This window comes from Stenotrophomonas sp. MH181796, from assembly GCF_009659995.1.
Classification (GTDB): Bacteria; Pseudomonadota; Gammaproteobacteria; order Xanthomonadales; family Xanthomonadaceae; genus Stenotrophomonas; species Stenotrophomonas riyadhensis.
On record NZ_RAHU01000004.1, the window covers coordinates 1 to 21,441 of the forward strand.

Genomic DNA, 21,441 nt, shown 5'->3' on the forward strand with positions numbered 1-21,441 from the left:
GGCGATTTATCGCGCGCCGTTACACCAAGCTGGCCGCTGCCGCCGTCGCCGGGTCGGCGGTGATCACCAAGGTGATCCCGATGCCGGCCGAGCTTGACGAAAACGACATGGAAGCCCAGATCGAGCTGGAAGCGGTCAACTACATTCCGTACCCGATCGAGGAAGTGAACCTGGACTTCGAGGTGATCGGGGCGATCCCGAACAACCCGGAGATGGTCCAGGTGCTGCTGGCCGCGTCGCGTTCGGAGAACGTGGAACTGCGCCAGTCGGCGCTGGAGCTGGGTGGCCTGCAGGCCAAGGTGATGGACGTGGAGGCCTTCGCGGTCGAGAACGCCTATGCCCTGGTCGCCAGCGAGCTGCCGGTATCCATCGAGGGTGTGGTCGCGCTGGTCGACATCGGTGCCACCATGACCACCCTCAATGTCCTGCGCGGCGGCCGCAGCCTGTACAGCCGCGAACAGGTGTTCGGTGGCAAGCAGCTGACCGACGAGATCATGCGCCGCTACGGCCTGAGCTACGAGGAAGCCGGACTGGCCAAGCGCCAGGGCGGGCTGCCGGAAAGCTACGAGATGGAAGTGCTGGAGCCGTTCAAGGAAGCCACGGTCCAGCAGATCAGCCGCCTGCTGCAGTTCTTCTATGCGGGCAGTGAGTTCAACCGCGTCGACCACATCGTGCTGGCCGGCGGCTGCGCCGTGCTCGGCGGTCTGCCGGAAATGGTCGAGGAACAGCTGGGTGTGCCGACCGTGGTCGCCAACCCGCTGGCACAGATGACCCTGGGCCCGAAGGTGAACGCGCATGCGCTGGCCCAGGATGCCCCCGCGCTGATGATCGCCACCGGTCTGGCGCTGAGGAGCTTCGACTGATGGCACGCATCAATCTATTGCCCTGGCGCGCCGAACGGCGCAAGCAACGCCAGCGCGAGTTCTACGCAATGCTGGGCATGGCCGCGATCGGTGGCCTGCTGCTGTCGCTGCTGATCTGGTTCTACTACGACCGCCAGGTGAGCGGCCAGATGGACCGCAACGCCTATCTGGAAGCCGAGATCGAGAAGGTCAAGGAACAGAACAAGGAGATCGATCGCCTCGACGCCCAGAAGGACCGCCTGCTGGCCCGCAAGAAGGTGATCGAGGAACTGCAGGCCAAGCGCTCGCAGATGGTGCACCTGTTCGATGCGTTGGTGCGCACGATCCCCGATGGCCTGGTGCTGACCGCGCTGAAGCAGGAAGGCGATGTGCTGACCCTGGAAGGCCGTACCCAGTCCAATGCCCGTGTTTCGGCCTACATGCGCAACCTGGAGACCTCCGGTTGGATGACCAACCCGGAGCTGTCGATCATCGAAGCGCGTGACCCCGAGAAGGACAAGGACGGCAAGACCGGCCCGGTTGCGGATATCAAGGCGCTGCCGTACGTGTTCGTGGTCAAGGTGAAACTGCCGGCACAGAGCGAGGAAGTGGCGGCGACGCCGGGCCTGAACGCCGACGGTTCGGTGGCGACGGCTGCGCCGGCGCCGGTGGCACCGCTCGCCGCTGGCCCGGATGCGGCCACGCCTGCGGCTCCGGCTGCAGGTCCTGCAGCGAACCCGGCTGCGCCGACGCCGGCGGCACCTGCTGCCGCGCCGGCAAGTGCGCCGGCCGCTGCTCCGGCCAAGCCGAACCAACCGGCCGCACCGGCTGCCCAGCCTGCCCCGAAGCCTGAGGGCAGCCGCCTGGCGCAGCCGCCGCAGGCCTTCAATGCCCCGCTGCAGGGGGACCGCGCATGAGCCAGAAGATCGATCTGAAGAACCTGGATTTCAACGACATCGGCAACTGGCCGCAGAAGGCCAAGATCGTCTTCTGCTCGCTGCTGGCACTGGTGATCATGTTCCTGGCGTGGATGCTGCTGATCAGCGGCAAGCGCGAGGAACTGGCCGGCCTGGAATCGAAGGAAACCGAGCTGCGTTCGGAGTTCACCAAGCAGCAGGAACGCGCGGTGAACCTGGCGCCGCTGAAGCAGCAGCTGGCGCAGATGGAGCAGGTGCTGCAGCAGATGCTGCGGCAGCTGCCCAGCAAGACCGAAATGCCGGACCTGATCATCGACATTTCGCAGACCGCGCTGTCCAGCGGCCTGACCAACGAGCTGTTCGAGCCCGAGCAGGAGCAGGTCAAGGAGTTCTACGCCGAGAAGCCGATCAAGCTGCGGATGGTGGGCAGCTACCACCAGTTCGGCGCGTTCGTCAGCGGCGTGGCCTCGCTGCCGCGGGTGGTGATCCTGACCATGCACGACATCAACCTCAAGCCCAAGGACAAGACCAGCGGCAACGTCCGCAGTGGCGCGCTGGAACTGTCCGGCACGGTCAAGACCTATCGCTACCTGGACGAGACCGAGGTGCAGGAACAGCAGAAGGCTGAAGCCGGCAAGGAGGACAAGAAGTGATCCGTTCCTTCTTTGCACGTTGTGGAATGGTGGCTGCCGTGCTGCTGCTGGCCGCATGCGGCCGCGGCGTGACCAGCACGCCGGGTGATGCGCCGAATCTTGAAAAGTGGGTGGAGGGCGAGCGTGCACGACCGGCACAGCCGCTGGAGCCGCTGCCGGTAATGCAGCAGTTCGAGACCTTCGAGTACTCCGCGCAGGGCATGCGCGACCCGTTCACCGATGCCTGGACCAATCCGCAGCAGGGGAATGGCGGAATGCGTCCGGATCCGAACCGGCGCAAGGAGCCGTTGGAAGGCTTCCCGCTGGATGCACTGGACATGGTCGGTACCATCGGCACCGGTGCAGGCACCGTTGCGCTGGTGATGGGGCCGGACAAGGTGACCTACCGGGTGCGCCCGGGCGGTTACCTCGGGCAGAGCGACGGGCGGGTCACGGCGGTCTTCGAAGACCGCGTGGAGCTGATCGAACTGGTGCCGGATGGCGCGGGCGGCTGGCTGGAACGGCCGGCAACGCTCTCGCTTGAAGATCAATGATCGTTTACTGGGGATAGCACGATGACCTTTCACCAAGCCAAGGGGCTGCGTCCCATCCGGCGCTCTACCTTGAACCGTGTCAGCGCGTTGGGAGTCGCGCTGATGCTGGCCTGCGCTCCGGCGCTGGCCGCCGCACCGGCGGAAAAGCCGGTGGGCGCTACCGTGGCCCCGGCGACCGCGCCGGCCGGCCTGTCGGTGGCCAAGATCGATTTCAAGCGTGGCGATGATGGCGCCGGGCGCCTGATCGTCCAGTTCGACGGCCAGGGTGCGATCCCGGACCTGCGCACGCAGGGCAACAGCGTGGTGGTCGATGTCGGCAACGCCCGACTGCCGGCCAACCTGCAGAAGCCGATGAACGTCACCGACTTCGCCACGCCGGTGCAGCGCATCGACGCCAAGCCGTCCGGTGCCGGCACCCAGCTGGTGCTGAGCACCGGTGGCGCCGTGGAATCGCTGGCCTACCAGAGCGGCAACGAGTACGTGGTGGAGATCAGCCCGCGGCAGGCTCCGGCCGCCGTCGGTGCGGTCACTGCCGGCAGCGTCACCCAGGCCGCCAAGGCTGTCGGCCAGCGCGGTTTCACCGGCAAGCCGGTGACCTTCAACTTCCAGGACGTGCCGGTGCGCACCGTGCTGCAGTTGATCGCTGAAGAATCCAATCTCAACGTGGTGGCGTCCGATTCGGTACAGGGCAATGTGACCCTGCGCCTGGTCAATGTGCCGTGGGACCAGGCGCTGGACATCGTGCTGCGTGCCAAGGGCCTGGACAAGCGCCGCGACGGCAGCGTGATCTGGGTCGCTCCGCAGGCTGAACTGGCCAAGTTCGAGCAGGAGAAGGAAGACGCGCGCATCGCCATCGAGAACCGCGAGGACCTGGTTACCGACTACGTCCAGATCAACTACCACAGCGCCACCCAGATCTTCAAAGCGCTGACCGAAGCCAAGGGTATCGGCGGCAGCGGAAGCGGTGGTGCGGGTGGCTCGGGCTCGCCCTCGCAGGAAGACAGCGGCTTCCTGTCCTCGCGTGGCCGCATCGTCGCCGACGAGCGCACCAACACGCTGATGATCAGCGACATTCCGAAGAAGATCGCGCGCATGCGCGAGCTGATCGGGGTGATTGATCGCCCGGTCGACCAGGTGCTGATCGAAAGCCGCATCGTCATCGCCACCGATACCTTCGCCCGCGAGCTGGGTGCGAAGTTCGGCATCAGTGGCAGCCGTGACAATGTCTACTTCAGCGGCAATCTGGAATCCAATCGCCTGACCCGCGAATCGCAGGTCAAGACGGCGCAGGACAATGCCAAGGCCGAGCGTGACTGGATTGCTGGCGGCCGCGTCGGTCCCCCGCCGGTGCCGACGGGCTCGACCATCACCCGTGGCCTGAACTGGAGCCTGCCGGTCGCGACGGCCAGCAATCCGGGTTCGCTGGCCCTGTCGATCCTCAACGCCGGCTACCTGCTGGATGTGGAGCTGTCGGCCATGCAGGAAGAGTCCCGTGGCGAAGTGATCTCCAACCCGCGCGTGGTCACCACCAACCAGCGCGAAGCGCTGATCAAGCAGGGCAAGGAAATCGGCTACGTCACCATCAGCGGTGGTGGTGCCGGCGGCATTGCCACGCCGAACGTGCAGTTCAAGGAAGTGGTGCTGGAGCTGAAGGTCACCCCGACCATCACCAACGACAACCGCGTCTTCCTCAACATGCAGGTGAAGAAGGACGAAGTGGACCAGCTCATCCAGCTGGACGGTTACGGCACGGTGCCGTCGATCAACCGCCGCGAGGTCAACACCGCGGTACTGGTCGAGGATGGGCAGACCGTGGTCATCGGTGGCGTATATGAGTTCACCGACCGCAACAGCATCAACAAGGTGCCGTTCCTCGGCGACGTGCCGTTCCTCGGCAACCTGTTCAAGAAGCGTGGCCGCAACAAGGACAAGGCCGAGCTGCTGGTGTTCGTCACCCCGAAGGTGCTGCGCGTGGCCAAGCAGAACTAAGCCCGCGCAACCCACGATGCGAAGAAGGGCCGCCGCGTGCGGCCCTTCTTCGTTTCCGCCGGTAGATCCACGCCATGCGCGGATGGGCCGTTCAGCCGTTCTTGATGCCAATCGCAGGGCACCCTGCGATGATGTCGGGAACCCGTGCCGTCCCGCGCCGGTCAAAGGCCCCCATGAACCTGCCACCGCCGATGCCCGAAACCGCCTCGCCGCCGCCTGCGCCGGCCACCTCCCGCCTGCATGCCGCCTTCACCCAGCTGCGCGACGCGCTGTCAGCGGAGATCGTGGGCCAGGCCGCACTGGTCGAACGTCTGTTGATTGCCCTGCTGGCCGACGGCCATCTGCTGGTGGAAGGTGCCCCGGGCCTGGCCAAGACCACCGCCATCCGCGCGCTGGCCGCGCGCCTGGAGGCCGATTTCGCCCGTGTGCAGTTCACCCCCGACCTGCTGCCGGCCGATCTGACCGGCACCGAGATCTGGCGCCCGCAGGAAGGCCGCTTCGAATTCGTGCCCGGTCCGATCTTCCATCCGATCCTGCTGGCCGACGAAATCAACCGCGCACCGGCCAAGGTGCAGTCGGCGCTGCTGGAAGCGATGGGCGAGCGCCAGGTCACCGTGGGTCGCCACACCTACGCACTGCCGTCGCTGTTCCTGGTGATGGCCACGCAGAACCCGATCGAGCAGGAAGGCACCTTCCCGCTGCCCGAAGCGCAGCTGGACCGTTTCCTGATGCATGTGCGCATCAGCTACCCGGACCAGGCCGCCGAATCGGAGATCCTGCGGCTGGCCCGCGAGCGTGCCCGCGGCGCGCTGGGCGAGGCGGCACCGGCACCGGAGAAGCTGCCGATGCAGGATGTGTTCGACGCCCGCCGCGAAGTACTGGACCTGCACATGGCGCCGGCGCTGGAGCGCTACCTGATCGAACTGGTGCTGGCCTCGCGCGATCCATCGCGCTATGACGCCGGTCTCGGCCGCCGCATCGCCTGGGGTGCAAGCCCGCGTGGATCGATCGCGCTGGAACGCTGCGCACGTGCGCGCGCCTGGCTGGCCGGCCGCGATTTCGTCACCCCTGATGACGTGCGTGCGGTCGCTGCCGACGTGCTGCGCCATCGCGTGCTGCCCAGCTACGAGGCCACCGCCGAAGGCTGGGATGGTGAGCGCCTGGTGCAGGAACTGCTGGCCCGGGTGCCGGCACCCTGAGCCTGCGCATGACCGATCCGTCCCTGGAACCTGCATCCAACGCCAGTGATGGCGACGGGCTGCGCCCGCAGCTGTCCGAACTGGTGGCGCTGCGCCGCCTTGCACAGCGGCCGCCACCGCCGCGCCGTGGCCGTGCGGGCAACGCCGGGCAGGCGCCGTCGCCGCTGCGTGGGCGCGGCATGGAATACGCCGAGTCACGCGAGTACGTGGCCGGTGATGATGCGCGGCATATCGACTGGCGGGTGACCGCGCGGACCGGCCGTGCCCACACCAAGCTGTTCCAGGCCGAGCGCGAGCGGGTCAGCCTGATCGTGGCCGATACGTCGCCGGCCCTGTATTTCGGCACCCGCGTGCGCTTCAAGTCGGTGCAGGCCGCGCGCGCGGGCGCCGTCGCCGCATGGTCGGCGCAGCGTCGGGGCGACCGCATCGGTGCATTGCGCGGCAGTGATCGTGAGCCGCCCATCGCACCCGCCGGCGGCCCCCGTGGCGTGTTGCGCGTGCTCGATGCACTCACCCGCTGGTATGCACAGCCGCCTGCCGATGACCTCGGCCTGGAGCGCGCGCTGGACCACGCCGCCCGCGTGCTGCGCCCGGGTGCGCGCATGCTGGTGCTGGCCGATCCGCAGCAGGCCATCCGCATTCCACCGGCGCGCTGGGGCGCGCTGGCCCAGCACCATGACCTCAGCCTGGTGCTGCTGGTCGATCCGTTGGAGATGCAGCCGCCCTCGGCCGCGCTGCAGTTCCAGACCGCGCAGCAGCGCATCGGTCTCGACCTGCGCCGCAGCGAGGTGCAGGCACATTGGCAGGCGCACTTCGTCGAACCGTTGCAGGCGCTGCGGCGCCAGCTCGGCGCACGCCGCGTCGACGTGCAGGTACTGTCCACCGATGCAGCCAGCGACGCCTGGCTGGCGCCGTCACCGACCGAGGTGCCGGCATGAGCGCGAACCTGCCGCTGCGCGACGTGCAGCTGCCGCCCGCGCCCTCATGGTGGCCGCCGGCACCGGGCTATCTGATGATCGCAGGTGCGGTCCTGCTGGTGCTGCTGGTGGTCGCATTCTTCGGCTGGCAGCGTCGCCGTCGCCGCCAACGCTGGTTGCAGCTGTTCGACCGGGAGCTGGCATCGACCGCCGATGCTGCTGCGGAACTGGCGGCGATCGCAGGATTGCTGCGTCGCGCCGCACGTCAGGCACGGCCTGGCAGTGAATCCCTGCGCGATGATGCCTGGTGGCGGCGGGTGGATCCGCAGGGCACGTTGCCCGATGCCCGCCGCAGCCTGCTGGCCGAAGGGGCCTACCGTCCACGCGTTGACGCCAGCGAAGTGGCCGCCGTGCGCAGTTGGGCGCGTGAGCGCTATCTGGCCATGCTGCTGGAGCGCCGTCGATGAACCTGCTGGCGAGCTACTGGCCGTGGCCGGACCTGCAGCTGGCGTGGCCGCTGGCGCTGCTGGCGTTGCCGTTGCCGTTGCTGATGCATTGGTGGAAACGTCGTGCCGATCCGGGCGCTGCGCTGCGCGTGCCATATGCGGCCACCGAACTGGAAGCGTTGGCCGGTGGTGGACGCGTTGATGTGTCGTGGCTGCGTACGCTGCTGCTGTGGCTGGGCTGGTGCGCGCTGTGCATCGCGCTGACCCGTCCGCAGCAGTTGGGTGAGGCAGTCACGCCACCGCAGGAGGGCCGGCAGATGATGCTGGCGATGGACGTGTCCGGCAGCATGGGCGAGGGCGACATGGTGCTGGGCGGGCAGGCGGTCGATCGCCTCACCGCCGCCAAGGCCGTGCTGGCCGATTTCCTCGACCGCCGTGCCGGTGACCGCATCGGCCTGCTGGTGTTCGGCGACCGCGCTTACACACTCACGCCGCTGACTGCCGATCTGGCCAGCGTGCGCGACCAGTTGCGCGACAGCGTGGTTGGTCTGGCCGGGCGCGAGACCGCCATCGGTGATGCCATCGGCCTGGCGGTGAAGCGCCTGCGCAGCCAGCCCGAAGGCCAGCGCGTGCTGATCCTGCTGACCGACGGCGTCAGCAATGCCGGCGTGCTGGAACCCCTGCGTGCCGCCGAAGTCGCGCGTGCGGAAGGCGTACGCATCCACACCGTTGCGTTTGGTGGCGATGGCAGCATGCGCCTGTTCGGCATTCCCATTTCCGCCGATCAGGACCCGGTCGACGAGGCCACCTTGAAGAAGATCGCGAGCATGACCGGCGGCCAGTTCTTCCGCGCCCGCGATACCGCGCAGCTGGCCGGCATCTATGCCGAGCTGGATCGGCTGGAGCCGATCGCGGCGAAGGGGCCGAGCCTGCGCCCGCGCGAAGAACGCTATGCATGGCCGTTGGGCCTGGCGTTGCTGCTGGGCGCATTGGCCTGGCTGTGGCCGGAGCGACGCCGATGATCGCATTGGCTTCGAATCTTCCCGACTGGAACGCGCTGCACTTCCTGCGCCCGGAATGGCTGTGGGCCTTGCTCGCGTTGCCAGTGATCCTGGTGCTTGCGCTGTACCGGCAGCGACGCAGCGATGTGTGGCGACAGGCGGTGGATGCACACCTGTTGCCGCATCTGCTGGCTGCCGGAACGCGCCGTCGTGCGCGCCTGCCGTGGGCACTGCTGCTGGGCTGGGCGCTGGCCTCGCTGGCGATGGCCGGACCGAGCTGGCGCCAGCAGGCGCAACCGATGTTCCAGGCCAGCGCGCCGTTGCTGGTGGTGCTGGACCTGTCCAGCCGGATCACCGCCACCGATCTGCCGCCCTCGCGCCTGCTGCAGGCGCGGGCCAAGGTGGGTGAACTGCTGCGCGCACGCCAGGGCGGACAGGTCGGCCTGGTGGTGTATGCCGACGATGCCTATACCGTCGCGCCGCTGACCGACGACGGCAGCAATGTTGCGTTGTATCTGGATGCCTTGTCGCCCGATGTGATGCCGCGCGAGGGCCAGCGCGCCGACCGCGGCATCGACTGGGCCACCCGGTTGATGCGACAGATTGCTGCGCCGCAGGGGCAGATCCTGCTGGTCACCGATCAGGCCGACGGTGAAGCGACGCTGGCGGCCACGCAGGCGCGCAGTCTCGGCATGCAGGTGTCGGTGCTGGGCCTGGGCACGCCAGCCGGTGCCGCCTATCGCGACAGCAGTGGCCAGGTCCGCCAGGCCGCGCTGGATGAAGGCAGCCTGCGCGCGCTGGCCACGGCAGGCGGTGGGCGCTATGCGCGCATCGCGGCCGATGACAGTGACCTGCGCGCACTGGGCGTGCTGGATGCGCGCGAGGGTACGGCAGCGCAACGGCCGGGCGAAGGCAAGCAATGGCGTGACGAGGGCTTCTGGCTGCTGCCGCCGGTGATGCTGCTGGCGCTGCTGGCCTTCCGTCGCCGCGCGGTGCTGGCCGCCGTGCTGGCGGTTGGCCTGTTGCCGTGGATGACGGATGTACAGGCACAGACGCCTGCTGCACCGTCTTCGCCGCCCGTGCAGGGCACCCTGTGGAAGCGCGCCGACCAACTGCAGCACCAGCGCCTGGCCGAAGGCGTACAGGCCTACCGCAATGGCGACTTTGCCAGTGCACGCAAGCAGTTCGAAGGCATCGACAGCGATGCAGGCTGGTACAACCTGGCCAACGCGCTGGCACGCCAGGGCAACTACGATGAGGCCATCGCCGCCTACGACCGCGCGCTGGCACTGCATCCCGGCATGGCCGATGCGGTGGCCAACCGTGCCGTGGTCGATGCCGCGCGCAAGCGCAAGCAGTCGGGGGGGCAGGGCCAGGATCAGCAGAAGCCGCCGCAGAACGGCCAGCAGAAGCAGCAGGACGATTCGCGCGGCAAGCAGAACCCGCAGGGCCAGCAACCGCAGCAGGGCCAGCAGGATCCCGGCCAAGGGCAGCCGCGGTCGGGCCAGCAGGGGCAGCCCAAGGCGGGTGACGACACATCCCAGTCGAGCCCGCAGCCCGGCGAGCGTGGCCGCGATGGCCAGCAGGCACCGCCGCAGGTGGAAGATGCCAAGGCACAGGCGCAGGCCGACCAACAGCAGCGCCAGCGCATGCAGCAGGCAATGCAGCAGGCGCGCGAGGGCAAGGCTGACAAGGACGGCAAGCCGGTGCCGGGCAGTGAGGGCAGCACCCCGCGCCAGCGCGAGGAGCAACAGGCGGTGGAGGCGTGGATGCGGCGTGTACCGGATGATCCGGGTGCGCTGTTGCGGGCCAAGTTCCAGCTGGAAAACGAACGCAGGAAGAGGGAAGGGCGATGACGCGGGCGATCAACATGCACGGGCGCTGGCCATTGCAGGTACTGGCGGCACTGCTGCTGTGGCTGCCGCTGCTGGCCTGGGCGCAGCCGCGTGCCTGGCTGGACCGCGACCGCATCGCGATGGGCGACACGGTCACTCTCAATGTCGAGAGTGATCAGGGCGCGCCAGACTTCACACCGCTGCGTACCGACTTCGATCTCAGCGGGCAGACCAGCAGCCGCCAGGTGGAGTGGAGCAACGGCAGCATGCAGCAGCGCAACCTGTATGGCGTGGCGCTGACGCCACGGCGCAGCGGCGCGCTGGTGGTTCCGGGCCTGCAGGTGGGTAGCACGCGCACCGCGCCGCTGACCCTGCAGGTGGATGCGGCCGTCGTGGCCGGTCCGGACAGCAATGCGATGGCGTTCATCGAGACCGTGGTCGATGACGAGACGCCTTACGTGCAACAGAGCGTGGGCGTGGTCGTGCGTCTGTACTTCGCGTCGCAGTTGGCGTCGGGCGAACTGGTGCTGGATACCCCGGCGGGTGCGTCGCTGCAGCGGGTAGGTGACGACCGCACCGATGTGCGCCAGGTCAACGGCCGCCGCTACAACATGGTCGAACGCCGCTTCCTGCTGATTCCGGAGCGCAGTGGTGCGTTGCGCCTCGCCGGTGCCCGCTTCAACGGGCGCAGCGCTGGCGGTTTCTTCGATGACTTCTTCGGTGGCGGCGACGGCCGCATGAATGCCACCGGTGCGGACCGCACGCTGCAGGTGCAGGCACAACCGGCACAGGCGCCGCAGCCATGGCTGCCGCTGCAGAGCCTGCAGCTGCGCTACACCAGCGCGCCGACCAGCGCCCGCAGCGGTGAGGCCGCCAACGTGGTGGTGGAGGCGATTGCCGAAGGCGCGACCCGCGCGCAGTTCACCGACCTGCCGGTGCCGGACGTCGGCAACGCTGCGCAGGTGTTCGCCGAACCTGCGCAGTACGAAGAGACCTTCAACGGCAGTACGCCGCGGCTGAAGATCACTCGCCGCTATTCGATCGTGCCGCGCCAGCCGGGTTCGCTGGTGGTGCCGGGGCCGCGCCTGCCGTGGTGGGATGTGCGCAACGGCAAGGCACAGGAAGCGAAGCTGCCGGACCTGACGTTGGTCGTCGCCGCGGGTAATGGGGGTGGCACGGCCACACCGGCACCGTTGCCGCCGATCGACACCGATGCGGCGCTGCCCGGTGCCGATGGCCAGGACAGCCGCATCGCGGCGGCCGATCCACGCGCTAGTGGCCTGGCCGAACGTCCGTGGCCATGGATGGGCGCCGCCATCGGCCTGGCATTGCTATGGCTGTTGACCCTGCTGTGGGGCTGGCAGCGTGGCCGGCGCCCGCGTGCAGTGGCGCCTGTGGCGGGCAAGCCCGCTGTGCCGACTATGGCGAGCGGGCGTGCCGGCCTGGCCGAACTGCGCCGCGCGCTGGATGGCGAAGGCTTCGACCAGGTGGAAGCACAGCTGTGTGCGATGGCCGGCGTTGAACGCATCGAGCAGGTCATCGCGCGGCTTGAGGATGCTGCCCAGCGCCAGGTGCTGCAGGACCTGCAGCAGGCGCGCTGGGGCGGGCAGGGTGATCTGGCGCCGCTGCGTGCGCGCCTGCGCGAGGTCTTCCGTGACGGACCGCACTGGTCGGCGGCTACGGGTACCGCCGACACTGGCCTGGCGCCGCTGTATCCGCCACGGCGAACCTGAACCGGCGCCGCTTGCGCGCTTTGTTAGAGTGCATTCATTTTTCGAGGAAACCCGCGTATGACAGCAGCTGCTGCCGACAAGAAGAAGTTGCCCCTGCATTGGAAGATGGGCATCGGCTTTGCGATCGGCCTGGTCCTGGGACTGATCGTGCACGCCCTGGGCGGCAGCGTCGATGGTCTGCAGGCCGGTGCCAAGTGGGTAATGGACTACGTCACCACCCCGGCGTCGGGCCTGTTCCTCAATCTGATCTTCATGCTGATCGTGCCGTTGATCTTCTCGGCGCTGATCATGGGCGTGTCGGAGATGGGCGACATCCGCGCCCTCGGCCGCATCGGCTGGAAGACCCTGGCCTACACCGTGCTGCTGTCCGGCATCGCCGTGGGCATCGGCCTGGTGCTGGTCAACCTGCTCAAGCCGGGTGCAGGCGTCGACCCGCAGGTCGCCGCGATGATGCTGTCTGAGAACGCCGAGCGCAGCAAGGAAATCGTCGCGGGCATCCATGGCACGCCGAAGGGCATGGACATGCTGCTGTCGATCGTGCCGAGCAACGTGCTGCAGGCGGCGTCGGACAACGGCGCGATCCTGTCGCTGATGTTCTTCGCGCTGATGTTCGGCATCGGCATGGTGCTGACCGACAACGAGAAGGTCGCCCCGCTGCGCCGCGCCATCGAAGGCGTGTTCGAAATCTCGATGACCCTGATCAACCTGGTCATCCGCCTGGCCCCGTATGCGGTGGCCTGCTTCATGTTCAACCTGGCCGCACTGTTCGGCTTCGAGCTGATCATCCGCCTTGGTGCCTACGTGGGCGTGGTGGTGCTGGCGCTGGGCCTGCACATGATCGTGACCTACGGTACCGCGGTGTGGCTGTCCGGACGTTCGCCGCTGTCGTTCTTCCGCGATACCCAGGAAGCGACGGTGATGGCGTTCTCCACCGCGTCCAGCAACGCTACACTGCCGACCGCGCTGCGCGTGGCCGACCAGATGGGCCTGCCGCAGCGCGTGTCGCGCTTCGTGCTGACCGTGGGCGCCACCGCCAACCAGAACGGCACCGCGCTGTTCGAGGGCGTGACGGTGATCTTCCTGGCCCAGTTCTTCGGCGTGGACCTGAGCATCGGCCAGCAGATCATGGTGATGGCGGTCTGCATCCTCGGTGGCATCGGCACGGCCGGCGTGCCGTCGGGCTCGCTGCCGGTGGTGGCGATGATCTGCGCGATGGTGGGCGTGAACCCGCTGGGCATCGGCCTGATCCTGGGCGTGAACCACTTCCTGGACATGTGCCGCACCGCCCTGAACGTGACCGGCGACCTGGCCCTGACCACCCTGGTGGCCAAGGGCGAATCGCACGACGGCCCGGCGCTGGGCCCGCAGCAGGACTGAGTCCAACGCCACTGCTGGCGACCTGATCGGGGTCGGATTCCTTTCCGCAGGGAAAGGGCTCCGACCCCGTTTCACATGCGGAATCCGGCGGAGGTGACGACGTTGCCGGCCAGCGGCCGGCACGACCGGGCAAGGTGAACCGACCCCCCGCCCGGCGACTATGGGACAATAGGCCGCCCGCACGTCCGCGGCCGCCTCCCGATTCCGACAGAACCATGACGCAGCCTACCCGTCGCCAGTTGGCCAACGCCATCCGCTTCCTTGCCGCCGATGCGGTTGAAACCGCAAAGTCCGGCCACCCCGGCATGCCCATGGGCATGGCCGACATCGCCGAAGTCCTCTGGAACGACTACCTCCGCCATAACCCGAGCAACCCGCACTGGTTCAACCGCGACCGTTTCGTGCTGTCCAACGGCCACGGTTCGATGCTGCAGTACGCGCTGCTGCACCTGAGCGGTTACGACCTGCCGATCGAGCAGCTGAAGCTGTTCCGCCAGCTGGGCAGCCACACCGCCGGCCACCCGGAACGCCACGAGACCCCGGGCGTGGAAACCACCACCGGCCCGCTGGGCCAGGGTTTCGCCAATGCCGTGGGCTTCGCCCTGGCCGAGAAGCTGCTGGCACAGCGCTTCAACCGCCCGGAACTGGAAGTGGTCGACCACCGCACCTGGGTGTTCATGGGCGATGGCTGCCTGATGGAAGGCGTGTCGCATGAAGCCGCTTCGCTGGCCGGTACCTGGGGCCTGCACAAGCTGGTCTGCTTCTGGGACAACAACCACATCTCCATCGACGGCAACGTCGAGGGCTGGTTCACCGACAATACCCCGGAGCGTTTCGAGGCCTATGGCTGGAACGTCGTGCGCGATGTCGATGGCCACGACCCGGAAAGCATCAAGGCCGGCATCGAGGCCGCGCTGTCGCAGAGCGACAAGCCGACCCTGATCTGCTGCCGCACCACCATTGGTTTCGGTTCGCCGAACAAGGCGGGCAAGGAATCCAGCCACGGCGCTCCGCTGGGCAAGGACGAGCTGGAAGCCACCCGCAAGCAGCTGGGCTGGGAATACGGTCCGTTCGAGATCCCGCAGGCGATCTACGACGGCTGGCGCGCCAATGGCGCTGGCACCCTGCGCCAGGCCGAGTGGGAACAGCTGTTCGACAAGTACGCCAGCCAGTACCCGGCTGAAGCGTCCGAGCTGACCCGCCGTTCGCACGGCGAGCTGCCGGCCGACTTCGTTGCCAAGGCCGATGCCTACATCGCCCAGGTGGCCGCTGAAGGCCCGACGATCGCTTCGCGCAAGGCCTCGCAGCTGGCCATCGAAGCCTACGCCCCGCTGCTGCCGGAAATCGTCGGTGGCTCGGCCGACCTGGCGCACTCCAACCTGACCCTGTGGAAGGGCAGCAAGTCGGTTGCCAGCGACGACGCCAACGCCAACTACGTGTACTACGGCGTGCGCGAGTTCGGCATGACCGCCATTGCCAACGGCCTGGCCCTGCACGGCGGCTTCATTCCGTTCGACGCCACCTTCCTGGTATTCAGCGACTACGCCCGCAACGGCGTGCGCATGAGCGCACTGATTCCGGCGCACGCCATCCACGTCTACACCCACGACTCGATCGGCCTGGGCGAAGACGGCCCGACCCACCAGCCGGTGGAGCACCTGGCCTCGCTGCGCTACATCCCGAACAACGACGTGTGGCGTCCGTGCGATGCGGTCGAGTCGGCGGTGAGCTGGAAGGCTGCGATCACCCGCCAGGACGGCCCGAGCTGCCTGGTGTTCAGCCGCCAGAACCTGCCGCACCAGCCGCGCAACGCCGAGCAGATCGCCCAGATCGAGCGCGGTGGCTACGTGCTGGCCGATGCCGCCGGTACCCCGGACGTGATCCTGATCGCCACCGGTTCGGAAGTTTCGCTGGCCACCGAAGCCAAGGCCCAGCTGGACGCGGCCGGTATCAAGACCCGCGTGGTCTCGATGCCGTCCACCGACGTGTTCCTGCGCCAGGATGCGGCCTACCGTGAATCGGTACTGCCGAACGCCGTGCGCAAGCGCGTGGCGGTGGAAGCCGGTGTCACCGGTTTCTGGCGCCAGTTCGTCGGCCTGGACGGTGCCGTGATCGGTATCGACACCTTCGGTGCCTCGGCCCCGGCCGACCAGCTGTACAAGCACTTCGGCATCACCACTGCCCACGTGGTGGAAGCCGCCAAGGCGCTGTAAGCAGCCTCGCGAAGCAGGAAGGGAAAGGCCGGCGCAAGCCGGCCTTTCTCGTTGCCGGAAGAAAAAGGGGACGGAGGGGATTAAGTCGTTTTTGCACAAACGACTTAATCCCCTCCGTCCCTTTTTTTGTCCGGCATGTTGCCCCCCGCGGCACCAGTGTCGCGTTGGCCTCTTCATCTAACCTGCATTCCTTGCGAAAAGGAGGGCCTGCCGAGGTACCCCCGGAAGTAGTCATGGACAAGAAGAGCGGCGCAGAAACCCATGGTGGATTTGCGGGGGTGTAAGGTGATGCCTTACACTGGGGCCGCATGATCGTCAGCTTCAGGCACAAGGGCCTGAAAGCGCTCTATGAGCGGGGCGACATTTCCGGAGTCCGTGCCGATCATGTGGCTCGGTTGCGGCGTTTGCTTCTGCAGCTGGATCAGGCACGCGTGCCTGGGGACATGGGGCTGCCCGGAAATCGCCTGCATCCCCTGCGCGGGAGCTATAGCGGCTACTGGGCTGTAAGTGTCTCGGCGAGTTGGCGATTGGTGTTCCGCTTTCGTGGGCTCGACGTCGAACTGGTCGATTACCTTGATTACCACTAGGAGTCTGCTCGATGCCGTTGCATGATCCGCCGCATCCCGGGGAATCGCTGCGCGAAGACATCCTGCCAGCGATCAGTATGTCGATCAGTGCGCTGGCGCAGCATCTTGGCTATTCGCGCGGACAGCTGTCGACAATCATCAACGGGCACGCGGGCATCTCCGCGGAACTCGCATTCCGCCTTGAGCTTGCAGGTCTGGGCAATGCCCGCATGTGGCTGGCGATGCAGGCGGCATATGACCTGTGGCAGGTCGAGCATCGAGCGCATCCACCGATTGCCCGTCTGTATCTTGAGGATGCAGTGAGGATAGAGCGGTAGATCCACGCCATGCGTGGATGAGAAAAAGGGGACGGAGGGGATTAAGTCGTTTATGCACAAACGACTTAATCCCCTCCGTCCCCTTTTTTTCAGGCGGTGCGTGCCAGTGCGAGGCGCAGCAGTCGCGCGTCCAGGCGTTCGGCGAAATCCTTCGGGGCCTGCAGGCCCATGCGCTGCAGGTACACCGCATCGCCGTCGCCAGCCGGTTGGCGCAGCGCTGACCAGACGGTACGCAGCTTGTCGCCACGGGTCTGCGTGTTGGCCTTCAGCCAACCCAGCGCCTTCACCAGCACCTGCTCGATCTCGTTGAAGTCGCTGCCCAACGGATAGTCGGGCAGGCTGCCATCGGTGCGGAATGGGGCCAGTGCCGCAGCCAGTGCCTGCGGCGTGTTGCGTTGCTGATGCTGTGGATCCGGCTGCGTGGCCGCCAGCAGCTTGCGCGAGGCGTGTGCCTGCTGCAGCAGGCCTCCCTGGAACGGGGCTTCGGTGATCGCCGTCATCGCATGCACGCAGTCCTCGTCGGTCAGTCCACGCAGGTCGGCGATGCCGTACTCGTTGAGGTAGATGTCGCGCAGGTGGCGCGGGATGGTGGTGTGCCCGTAGTTCCAGCGCACGTTGGATTCGCGCCGGCCCTTGTCATCGCGCGCCGCGCGGAACATCAGGACGCTGCGCGCTTCCGGCAGGGCATGTGCCATCGCCACGAAGTTGTACTGGCCACCCACGCCGGACACCACACGTCCGTCGTCCAGCGCATCCGACACGGCCGCGCCCAGTGCAGTGGCCATCATGCAGGAGTTGAAGAAGCGCGCATGGCGGCGTTGCAGGCGCTCCAGCGTCTCGTTGCCGCCGTAGAGCTGGTTGATCTCGCTGATGCGGCGCATGCCGATCGCACGGCATTCGTCTTCCGGTAGCGTGCGCAACCACTCGTAGAATTCCGGCGAACCCAGGTAGAAGGCGCCATGCAGGTACTCGCCTTCGGCGGCCAGGGTGGCGTGGTCGATGGACAGCGTGCTGCCATTCTCGATGCGCTGCATCAGCGCCAGGTCGTCGTGCACCTTGCGCTTGATCACGCCGGTCTGCACCAGCCGGCGGAAGCCCTCGTTGAGCATCTCGCTGCAGCCATACAGGCCGACCTCGAACGGATCCAGTCCGCCGATCTCCTGCACCAGCGGGTGGCTGGCCAGCTGTGGATCCAGCGCATGCAGCACGCGGCGGTAGCGCGCGTTGTCGGTGTGGCGCAGCACCAGCGCATGGCTGAGCGCGTCGGCCAGCGTGCCGATGCCGATCTGCAGGGTGCCGCCGTCGCGCACCAGTGTGCTGGCGTACAGGCCAATGGCGTAGTCGGCATCGCCGACCGGCTGCCGCGGCAGCCCGAACAGCGCCGGGTACGGCGGCGGTGGGGTGATCACCAGATCGAAGAACGACACATCGACCGTCGCCGAGCCCCCCAGATAGGGCAGCTGGGGATCGATCTCGGCGATCATCAATGGGCGCGGCAGGCCGCGCGCGGTCATCGCATCCAGCGTGTCCTGGGTGATGTCGTTGTTGCACGACAGCGAGAGCCGGCGGTCATCCGGGCGCATCGCCACCTTCTGCACGATCACCTGCGGCGCGCGCTGCGCTACGGCATCGGCGGCGTGGGTGTAGTTCAGGCTGGTATAGCTGGACTGCGCTTGGCGCGAACCGAGCAGGGCGCCGGACTGCATGTAGAACTCCTCCACCTGCACATGTGCCGGCAACGCGTCGCGCGCGATCGCATCGCCATAGGCCAGGCGCGGGAAATCGTCGCCGAAGTGACGCTGCGCGAACGGTGCCATGAAGCGCGCTTCCAGGCCGTTGCCGCGCGCCTTCGGCGGGTTCAACGACAGCGCGGTATACAGCTGCAGCGGCCGCGAAGGATCGTGTTCGACGCGTGCGTAGAGGGCATTGAGCAGCCGATGCGGCTTGCCCAGTGCCAGCGGTGCCCCGATCCGCAGCGGCCCGTCCACGCGCGCAAACAACCAATCGACGGCGGCGTCCAGGTCGGTGAGGTGTTCGGTCATGCGCGGTGGTCCTGCGTGTGGGGGAGTGCGGGCATTACAGCATGTCGGGCTTGAACCGCCGTCGACGCGAGACTTCCGCACCGGACACCATGAACTGCCCATCGCCGCGGTAATGCACCGTGCGTGGCAGCTTCGGCCGTGGCGCCACGTGGGCGCGCACGATTTCCCAGATGAACAGGTTGTTCGCTGCGACCTGGCTGTCGTCGTAGAGGCGGCATTCGAAGCAGGAATGACACTGCCCGACCAGCGGTGCGCCAACCTCACGCGCGGGCTGCGCATCGAGCCCGAAACGGGCGAATTTGTCGACCTCGCGGCCGCTGCAGTTGCCGATGTCCACGACGGTATCGAGCAGTTCCACCCCCGGCACGTTGATAACGCATTCGCCGCTGCCGCGCGCCAATGCGTGGCTGTGGTTTTCGTGCCACAGGTAGGTGGCGACCAGCGAAGGCGACATGCCCATCACCATGTGCCAGCCCATCGTCATCAGGTTGTGCTGGCCACGCCACGCCGTGCTGACCAGCACGATCGGGCCGGGTTCGAGGAAGCGGCGGGCGTGCTCGACCGGGACGTCCTTCTTGGGCAGCGCTTTCATCCGGGGCCTGGGGCGGGAGGCATCGATGCTGGCGCAGGTGCGATGAACCTGGAGTCGAGGGGGTTGACAAGGCTTTCGATTACGCGCGTAATCAAATCGTCGATTACGGATGTAAATCATGACCCCGATCAGCGAAGCCGAAGCCGTTGTGATGGAGGTGCTCTGGCAGCAGGCACCGCGCAGCGCCGACGACGTGGTGGCCGCGCTGGCCCACCGTGACTGGGCCGAGCCGACCATCAAGACCCTGCTCAACCGCCTGCTGACCAAGGGCGCGATTGCTGCCGAACGTGATGGCCGGCGCTACCTGTACCGGCCGTTGCTGCAGCGCCAGGCGTGGGTGGAGGCGCAGAGCCAGGACTTCATCGGCCGTGTCTTCGAAGGGCGCGTTGCGCCGTTGGTCGCGCACTTCAGCGAACGCGGCCAGTTGAGTGCGCAGGATATCGCCGAACTGAAGAAACTGATCCAGGAGCTGGACCATGACTGAGCTGCTCAACGGAGTGTGGCAGGCCAGCCTGTGGTTGGCGGTGGGCGTGGTCCTGCTGGCGGTGATGCGGCCGCTGCTGGTGCGATTGGGGGGCGTTGCGCTGGCCTATCGCAGCTGGTGGCTGCTGCCGATGCTGCTGCTGGCACTGATGCTGCCGTTGCCGCAGGTGGCACTTCTGGAGCATGTGCCGACGTTGCCGCTGAAAGTGGTACCCGGCGCCGTCGAAGGCATGGCGGGGCAGTCGCTGCCGTGGGCCGGGCTGTTGCTGCTGGCATGGACGCTGGGGGCGGTCCTTTGTCTGCTACGCGATCTACGTGCGCAGCGGCGCTTTGAACGTGGCATGGGCCAACTGTGTGCACGCGCAGATGGCAGCTGGCAGGCCAGCGCTGATCCCGGGCTGCCCGCGCTGGTCGGCCTGTGGCGTCCGCGCATCGTGGTAGGCCCGGACTTCGACCAGCAGTTCACCGCACAGGAACAGGGCCTGATCCTGCAGCACGAGCGCAGCCACCGTCGCAATGGCGACCACTGGGCCAACGGCGCGCTGCTGCTGGTGCGCGCGCTGTTCTGGTTCCACCCGTTGCTGCCCTGGGCCGCACGCCGCTTCCTGCGCGACCAGGAACTGGCCTGCGATGCCCGCACCATCGGCCCGCAGCCTGCGCTGCGCGGCCTCTACGCCAGCACGCTGCTGAAGGCGCAGCTGGTCCACCCGGTTGCGCCCGCGGTCTGCCATTGGCGCAGCCAACCCGTGTTGAAGGAGCGCATCGCCATGTTGAAGCAGTCCAAGCGGAAGGCATTGCCGTGGGTGTCGGGACAGGTACTGGTGGTCGGGGTGTGCCTGGGAATGGGAGCGGTGGCGTGGGCCAGCCAGGGCGGAGGCGCGGGAGGCGCGGGAGGCGCCGCAGGGTCCGTCATGGACCGGGAGATCCAGGTCGACAAGATGCCGCCACCGTCCTATCCGAAATCTGCGGTCGAGCAGCGCCAGGTGGGCGTGGTGAACCTGCGCGTGGAAGTGGATGCCCAAGGCCATCCCACCGACGTCCAGGTGCTCAGCGCCACCAATCCGGGGGTGTTCGATGCTGTCTCGATTGCTGCGGCGCGCAGCTGGACCTATCGGCCCGCAGTGAAGAACGGCAAGCCGGTGGCCGGTGCCGTGCGCGTCCCGATTACCTACGCCATGGATGACACCGAGGACACGAAGTGAAGCGAGCGCCGCTGCTGATGATGGCGGTGCTGCTGGCGGCATGTGCAACCCAGGATCGCCTGACCACGGCCGATACCCGCAGCGAGAATGTCGGTCACCAGCGTCTGCGACCCGATGCGGGGGGAGGGACCGGTCAGATCCAGCCCTACGCACTGGCCGCCAGCGAAGGCTACCGCATGCCACAACTGCATACGGCACCGGACCCGGTAGTGGGCGAGCGTGATCCACGCACCTCGCTGCCGCCGACTACGGTCTGCCTGCAGGTGGTGGTGGATGCGCAGGGCAGCGTTGAGCGCAGCATCCCGCTGACCGACCGCAGCGAATGCAGTGCGGGTGAGGCACCGGAGAATGCGCCCTTGCTGCAGGCAGCGCAGGAGGCGGTTGCCATGTGGAAGTACTCCTCCGCCGCAGTCTGTCACTTCGCGGCAGGCAAAGTGCCGGCTGATCGCGGCGACTGCCGCAGTGCCGAGCGGGTCGAACCGGTGGCCGTCACCCTGCAGTACGCCTTCACCTTCGAGGTCGTGAAGGGCCGGCAGACGGTCCGCACGCAGGGAAAATGATCG

At 67.3% G+C, this 21,441-nt stretch carries 20 protein-coding genes; 18 read left to right on the plus strand and 2 right to left on the minus strand.

Annotated elements, in window-relative coordinates:
• The 15 genes from pilM to D5301_RS10435 all read left to right on the plus strand — a co-directional run.
• Positions 1-863 (plus strand): type IV pilus assembly protein PilM (gene pilM / locus D5301_RS10365; RefSeq protein ID WP_153855642.1); only part of this gene is annotated, 863 nt, incomplete at its 5' end.
• Positions 863-1,759 (plus strand): PilN domain-containing protein, encoded by an 897-nt coding sequence (locus tag D5301_RS10370; protein WP_153855643.1) that lies wholly within the window; start codon positions 863-865, stop codon positions 1,757-1,759. The genes pilM and D5301_RS10370, both read left to right, overlap by 1 nt.
• Positions 1,756-2,412, plus strand: a complete 657-nt coding sequence (gene pilO / locus D5301_RS10375; protein WP_110713450.1) for a type 4a pilus biogenesis protein PilO — start codon at positions 1,756-1,758, stop codon at positions 2,410-2,412. Before D5301_RS10370 ends, pilO begins: the two co-directional genes overlap by 4 nt.
• A complete protein-coding gene (locus D5301_RS10380) occupies positions 2,409-2,945 on the plus strand; it encodes a pilus assembly protein PilP (protein ID WP_239496496.1) in 537 nt (178 codons plus the stop codon). The genes pilO and D5301_RS10380 overlap by 4 nt, the downstream gene beginning before the upstream one ends.
• A gap of 21 nt (positions 2,946-2,966) precedes the next feature.
• Positions 2,967-4,934 (plus strand): type IV pilus secretin PilQ family protein, encoded by a 1,968-nt coding sequence (locus D5301_RS10385; protein ID WP_153855644.1) that lies wholly within the window; start codon positions 2,967-2,969, stop codon positions 4,932-4,934.
• 173 nt (positions 4,935-5,107) lie between these two features.
• Positions 5,108-6,133: a MoxR family ATPase gene (locus D5301_RS10390; protein ID WP_110713444.1), complete on the plus strand. Its 1,026-nt coding sequence runs from the start codon at positions 5,108-5,110 to the stop codon at positions 6,131-6,133.
• 8 nt (positions 6,134-6,141) lie between these two features.
• Positions 6,142-7,071: a DUF58 domain-containing protein gene (locus D5301_RS10395; RefSeq protein ID WP_110713443.1), complete on the plus strand. Its 930-nt coding sequence runs from the start codon at positions 6,142-6,144 to the stop codon at positions 7,069-7,071.
• The gene (locus D5301_RS10400; RefSeq protein WP_153855645.1) at positions 7,068-7,517 is read left to right on the plus strand and encodes a DUF4381 family protein; all 450 of its coding nucleotides are present in this window, start codon (positions 7,068-7,070) and stop codon (positions 7,515-7,517) included. Before D5301_RS10395 ends, D5301_RS10400 begins: the two co-directional genes overlap by 4 nt.
• Positions 7,514-8,518 carry a VWA domain-containing protein gene (locus tag D5301_RS10405; RefSeq protein ID WP_153855646.1) on the plus strand — a complete coding sequence of 335 codons (1,005 nt, stop codon included), beginning with the start codon at positions 7,514-7,516 and terminating at the stop codon, positions 8,516-8,518. Before D5301_RS10400 ends, D5301_RS10405 begins: the two co-directional genes overlap by 4 nt.
• The gene (locus tag D5301_RS10410) at positions 8,515-10,353 is read left to right on the plus strand and encodes a tetratricopeptide repeat protein (protein WP_153855647.1); all 1,839 of its coding nucleotides are present in this window, start codon (positions 8,515-8,517) and stop codon (positions 10,351-10,353) included. Before D5301_RS10405 ends, D5301_RS10410 begins: the two co-directional genes overlap by 4 nt.
• Positions 10,350-12,065, plus strand: a complete 1,716-nt coding sequence (locus D5301_RS10415; protein WP_110713436.1) for a BatD family protein — start codon at positions 10,350-10,352, stop codon at positions 12,063-12,065. The genes D5301_RS10410 and D5301_RS10415 overlap by 4 nt, the downstream gene beginning before the upstream one ends.
• Positions 12,066-12,122: 57 nt before the next feature.
• Positions 12,123-13,442: a dicarboxylate/amino acid:cation symporter gene (locus D5301_RS10420; protein ID WP_110713434.1), complete on the plus strand. Its 1,320-nt coding sequence runs from the start codon at positions 12,123-12,125 to the stop codon at positions 13,440-13,442.
• 215 nt (positions 13,443-13,657) lie between these two features.
• The gene (gene tkt / locus D5301_RS10425) at positions 13,658-15,655 is read left to right on the plus strand and encodes a transketolase (protein WP_049442708.1); all 1,998 of its coding nucleotides are present in this window, start codon (positions 13,658-13,660) and stop codon (positions 15,653-15,655) included.
• A 308-nt stretch (positions 15,656-15,963) separates the two neighbouring features.
• Complete coding sequence (locus D5301_RS10430) at positions 15,964-16,242, plus strand: type II toxin-antitoxin system RelE/ParE family toxin (protein ID WP_093999576.1); 279 nt, start codon at positions 15,964-15,966, stop codon at positions 16,240-16,242.
• Positions 16,243-16,253: 11 nt separating this feature from the next.
• Positions 16,254-16,559, plus strand: coding sequence for a HigA family addiction module antitoxin (locus D5301_RS10435; RefSeq protein ID WP_014038309.1), 306 nt, complete (start codon positions 16,254-16,256; stop codon positions 16,557-16,559).
• Between the two features lie 89 nt (positions 16,560-16,648).
• Here D5301_RS10435 and D5301_RS10440 read toward each other — a convergent pair whose 3' ends face one another.
• Positions 16,649-18,601 (minus strand): acetyl-CoA hydrolase/transferase C-terminal domain-containing protein, encoded by a 1,953-nt coding sequence (locus D5301_RS10440; protein WP_153855648.1) that lies wholly within the window; start codon positions 18,599-18,601, stop codon positions 16,649-16,651.
• Between the two features lie 34 nt (positions 18,602-18,635).
• The gene (locus tag D5301_RS10445; protein ID WP_153855649.1) at positions 18,636-19,193 is read right to left on the minus strand and encodes a flavin reductase family protein; all 558 of its coding nucleotides are present in this window, start codon (positions 19,191-19,193) and stop codon (positions 18,636-18,638) included.
• A gap of 118 nt (positions 19,194-19,311) precedes the next feature.
• Here D5301_RS10445 and D5301_RS10450 point away from each other — a divergent pair, with 118 nt between their 5' ends.
• Genes D5301_RS10450 through D5301_RS10460 form a run of 3 tightly spaced genes read left to right on the plus strand, consistent with a single transcriptional unit; the run spans position 19,312 to position 21,438 of the window.
• Positions 19,312-19,677 (plus strand): BlaI/MecI/CopY family transcriptional regulator, encoded by a 366-nt coding sequence (locus D5301_RS10450; protein ID WP_010484077.1) that lies wholly within the window; start codon positions 19,312-19,314, stop codon positions 19,675-19,677.
• Positions 19,670-20,878, plus strand: coding sequence for a TonB family protein (locus D5301_RS10455; RefSeq protein WP_110713428.1), 1,209 nt, complete (start codon positions 19,670-19,672; stop codon positions 20,876-20,878). The genes D5301_RS10450 and D5301_RS10455 overlap by 8 nt, the downstream gene beginning before the upstream one ends.
• Positions 20,875-21,438: a hypothetical protein gene (locus D5301_RS10460; protein ID WP_088431135.1), complete on the plus strand. Its 564-nt coding sequence runs from the start codon at positions 20,875-20,877 to the stop codon at positions 21,436-21,438. Before D5301_RS10455 ends, D5301_RS10460 begins: the two co-directional genes overlap by 4 nt.
• Positions 21,439-21,441: the final 3 nt, after the last annotated feature.

What these genes read in the sequence shown, in the direction of transcription:
- D5301_RS10370 (WP_153855643.1), top strand. Translation starts at nt 863, where the DNA reads ATGGCACGCATCAATCTATTGCCCTGGCGCGCCGAACGGCGCAAGCAA.
- pilO (WP_110713450.1), top strand. Translation starts at nt 1,756, where the DNA reads ATGAGCCAGAAGATCGATCTGAAGAACCTGGATTTCAACGACATCGGC.
- D5301_RS10385 (WP_153855644.1), top strand. Translation starts at nt 2,967, where the DNA reads ATGACCTTTCACCAAGCCAAGGGGCTGCGTCCCATCCGGCGCTCTACC.
- D5301_RS10390 (WP_110713444.1), top strand. Translation starts at nt 5,108, where the DNA reads ATGAACCTGCCACCGCCGATGCCCGAAACCGCCTCGCCGCCGCCTGCG.
- D5301_RS10395 (WP_110713443.1), top strand. Translation starts at nt 6,142, where the DNA reads ATGACCGATCCGTCCCTGGAACCTGCATCCAACGCCAGTGATGGCGAC.
- D5301_RS10400 (WP_153855645.1), top strand. Translation starts at nt 7,068, where the DNA reads ATGAGCGCGAACCTGCCGCTGCGCGACGTGCAGCTGCCGCCCGCGCCC.
- D5301_RS10405 (WP_153855646.1), top strand. Translation starts at nt 7,514, where the DNA reads ATGAACCTGCTGGCGAGCTACTGGCCGTGGCCGGACCTGCAGCTGGCG.
- D5301_RS10410 (WP_153855647.1), top strand. Translation starts at nt 8,515, where the DNA reads ATGATCGCATTGGCTTCGAATCTTCCCGACTGGAACGCGCTGCACTTC.
- D5301_RS10415 (WP_110713436.1), top strand. Translation starts at nt 10,350, where the DNA reads ATGACGCGGGCGATCAACATGCACGGGCGCTGGCCATTGCAGGTACTG.
- D5301_RS10420 (WP_110713434.1), top strand. Translation starts at nt 12,123, where the DNA reads ATGACAGCAGCTGCTGCCGACAAGAAGAAGTTGCCCCTGCATTGGAAG.
- tkt (WP_049442708.1), top strand. Translation starts at nt 13,658, where the DNA reads ATGACGCAGCCTACCCGTCGCCAGTTGGCCAACGCCATCCGCTTCCTT.
- D5301_RS10430 (WP_093999576.1), top strand. Translation starts at nt 15,964, where the DNA reads ATGATCGTCAGCTTCAGGCACAAGGGCCTGAAAGCGCTCTATGAGCGG.
- D5301_RS10435 (WP_014038309.1), top strand. Translation starts at nt 16,254, where the DNA reads ATGCCGTTGCATGATCCGCCGCATCCCGGGGAATCGCTGCGCGAAGAC.
- D5301_RS10440 (WP_153855648.1), bottom strand. Translation starts at nt 18,601, where the DNA reads ATGACCGAACACCTCACCGACCTGGACGCCGCCGTCGATTGGTTGTTT.
- D5301_RS10445 (WP_153855649.1), bottom strand. Translation starts at nt 19,193, where the DNA reads ATGAAAGCGCTGCCCAAGAAGGACGTCCCGGTCGAGCACGCCCGCCGC.
- D5301_RS10450 (WP_010484077.1), top strand. Translation starts at nt 19,312, where the DNA reads ATGACCCCGATCAGCGAAGCCGAAGCCGTTGTGATGGAGGTGCTCTGG.
- D5301_RS10455 (WP_110713428.1), top strand. Translation starts at nt 19,670, where the DNA reads ATGACTGAGCTGCTCAACGGAGTGTGGCAGGCCAGCCTGTGGTTGGCG.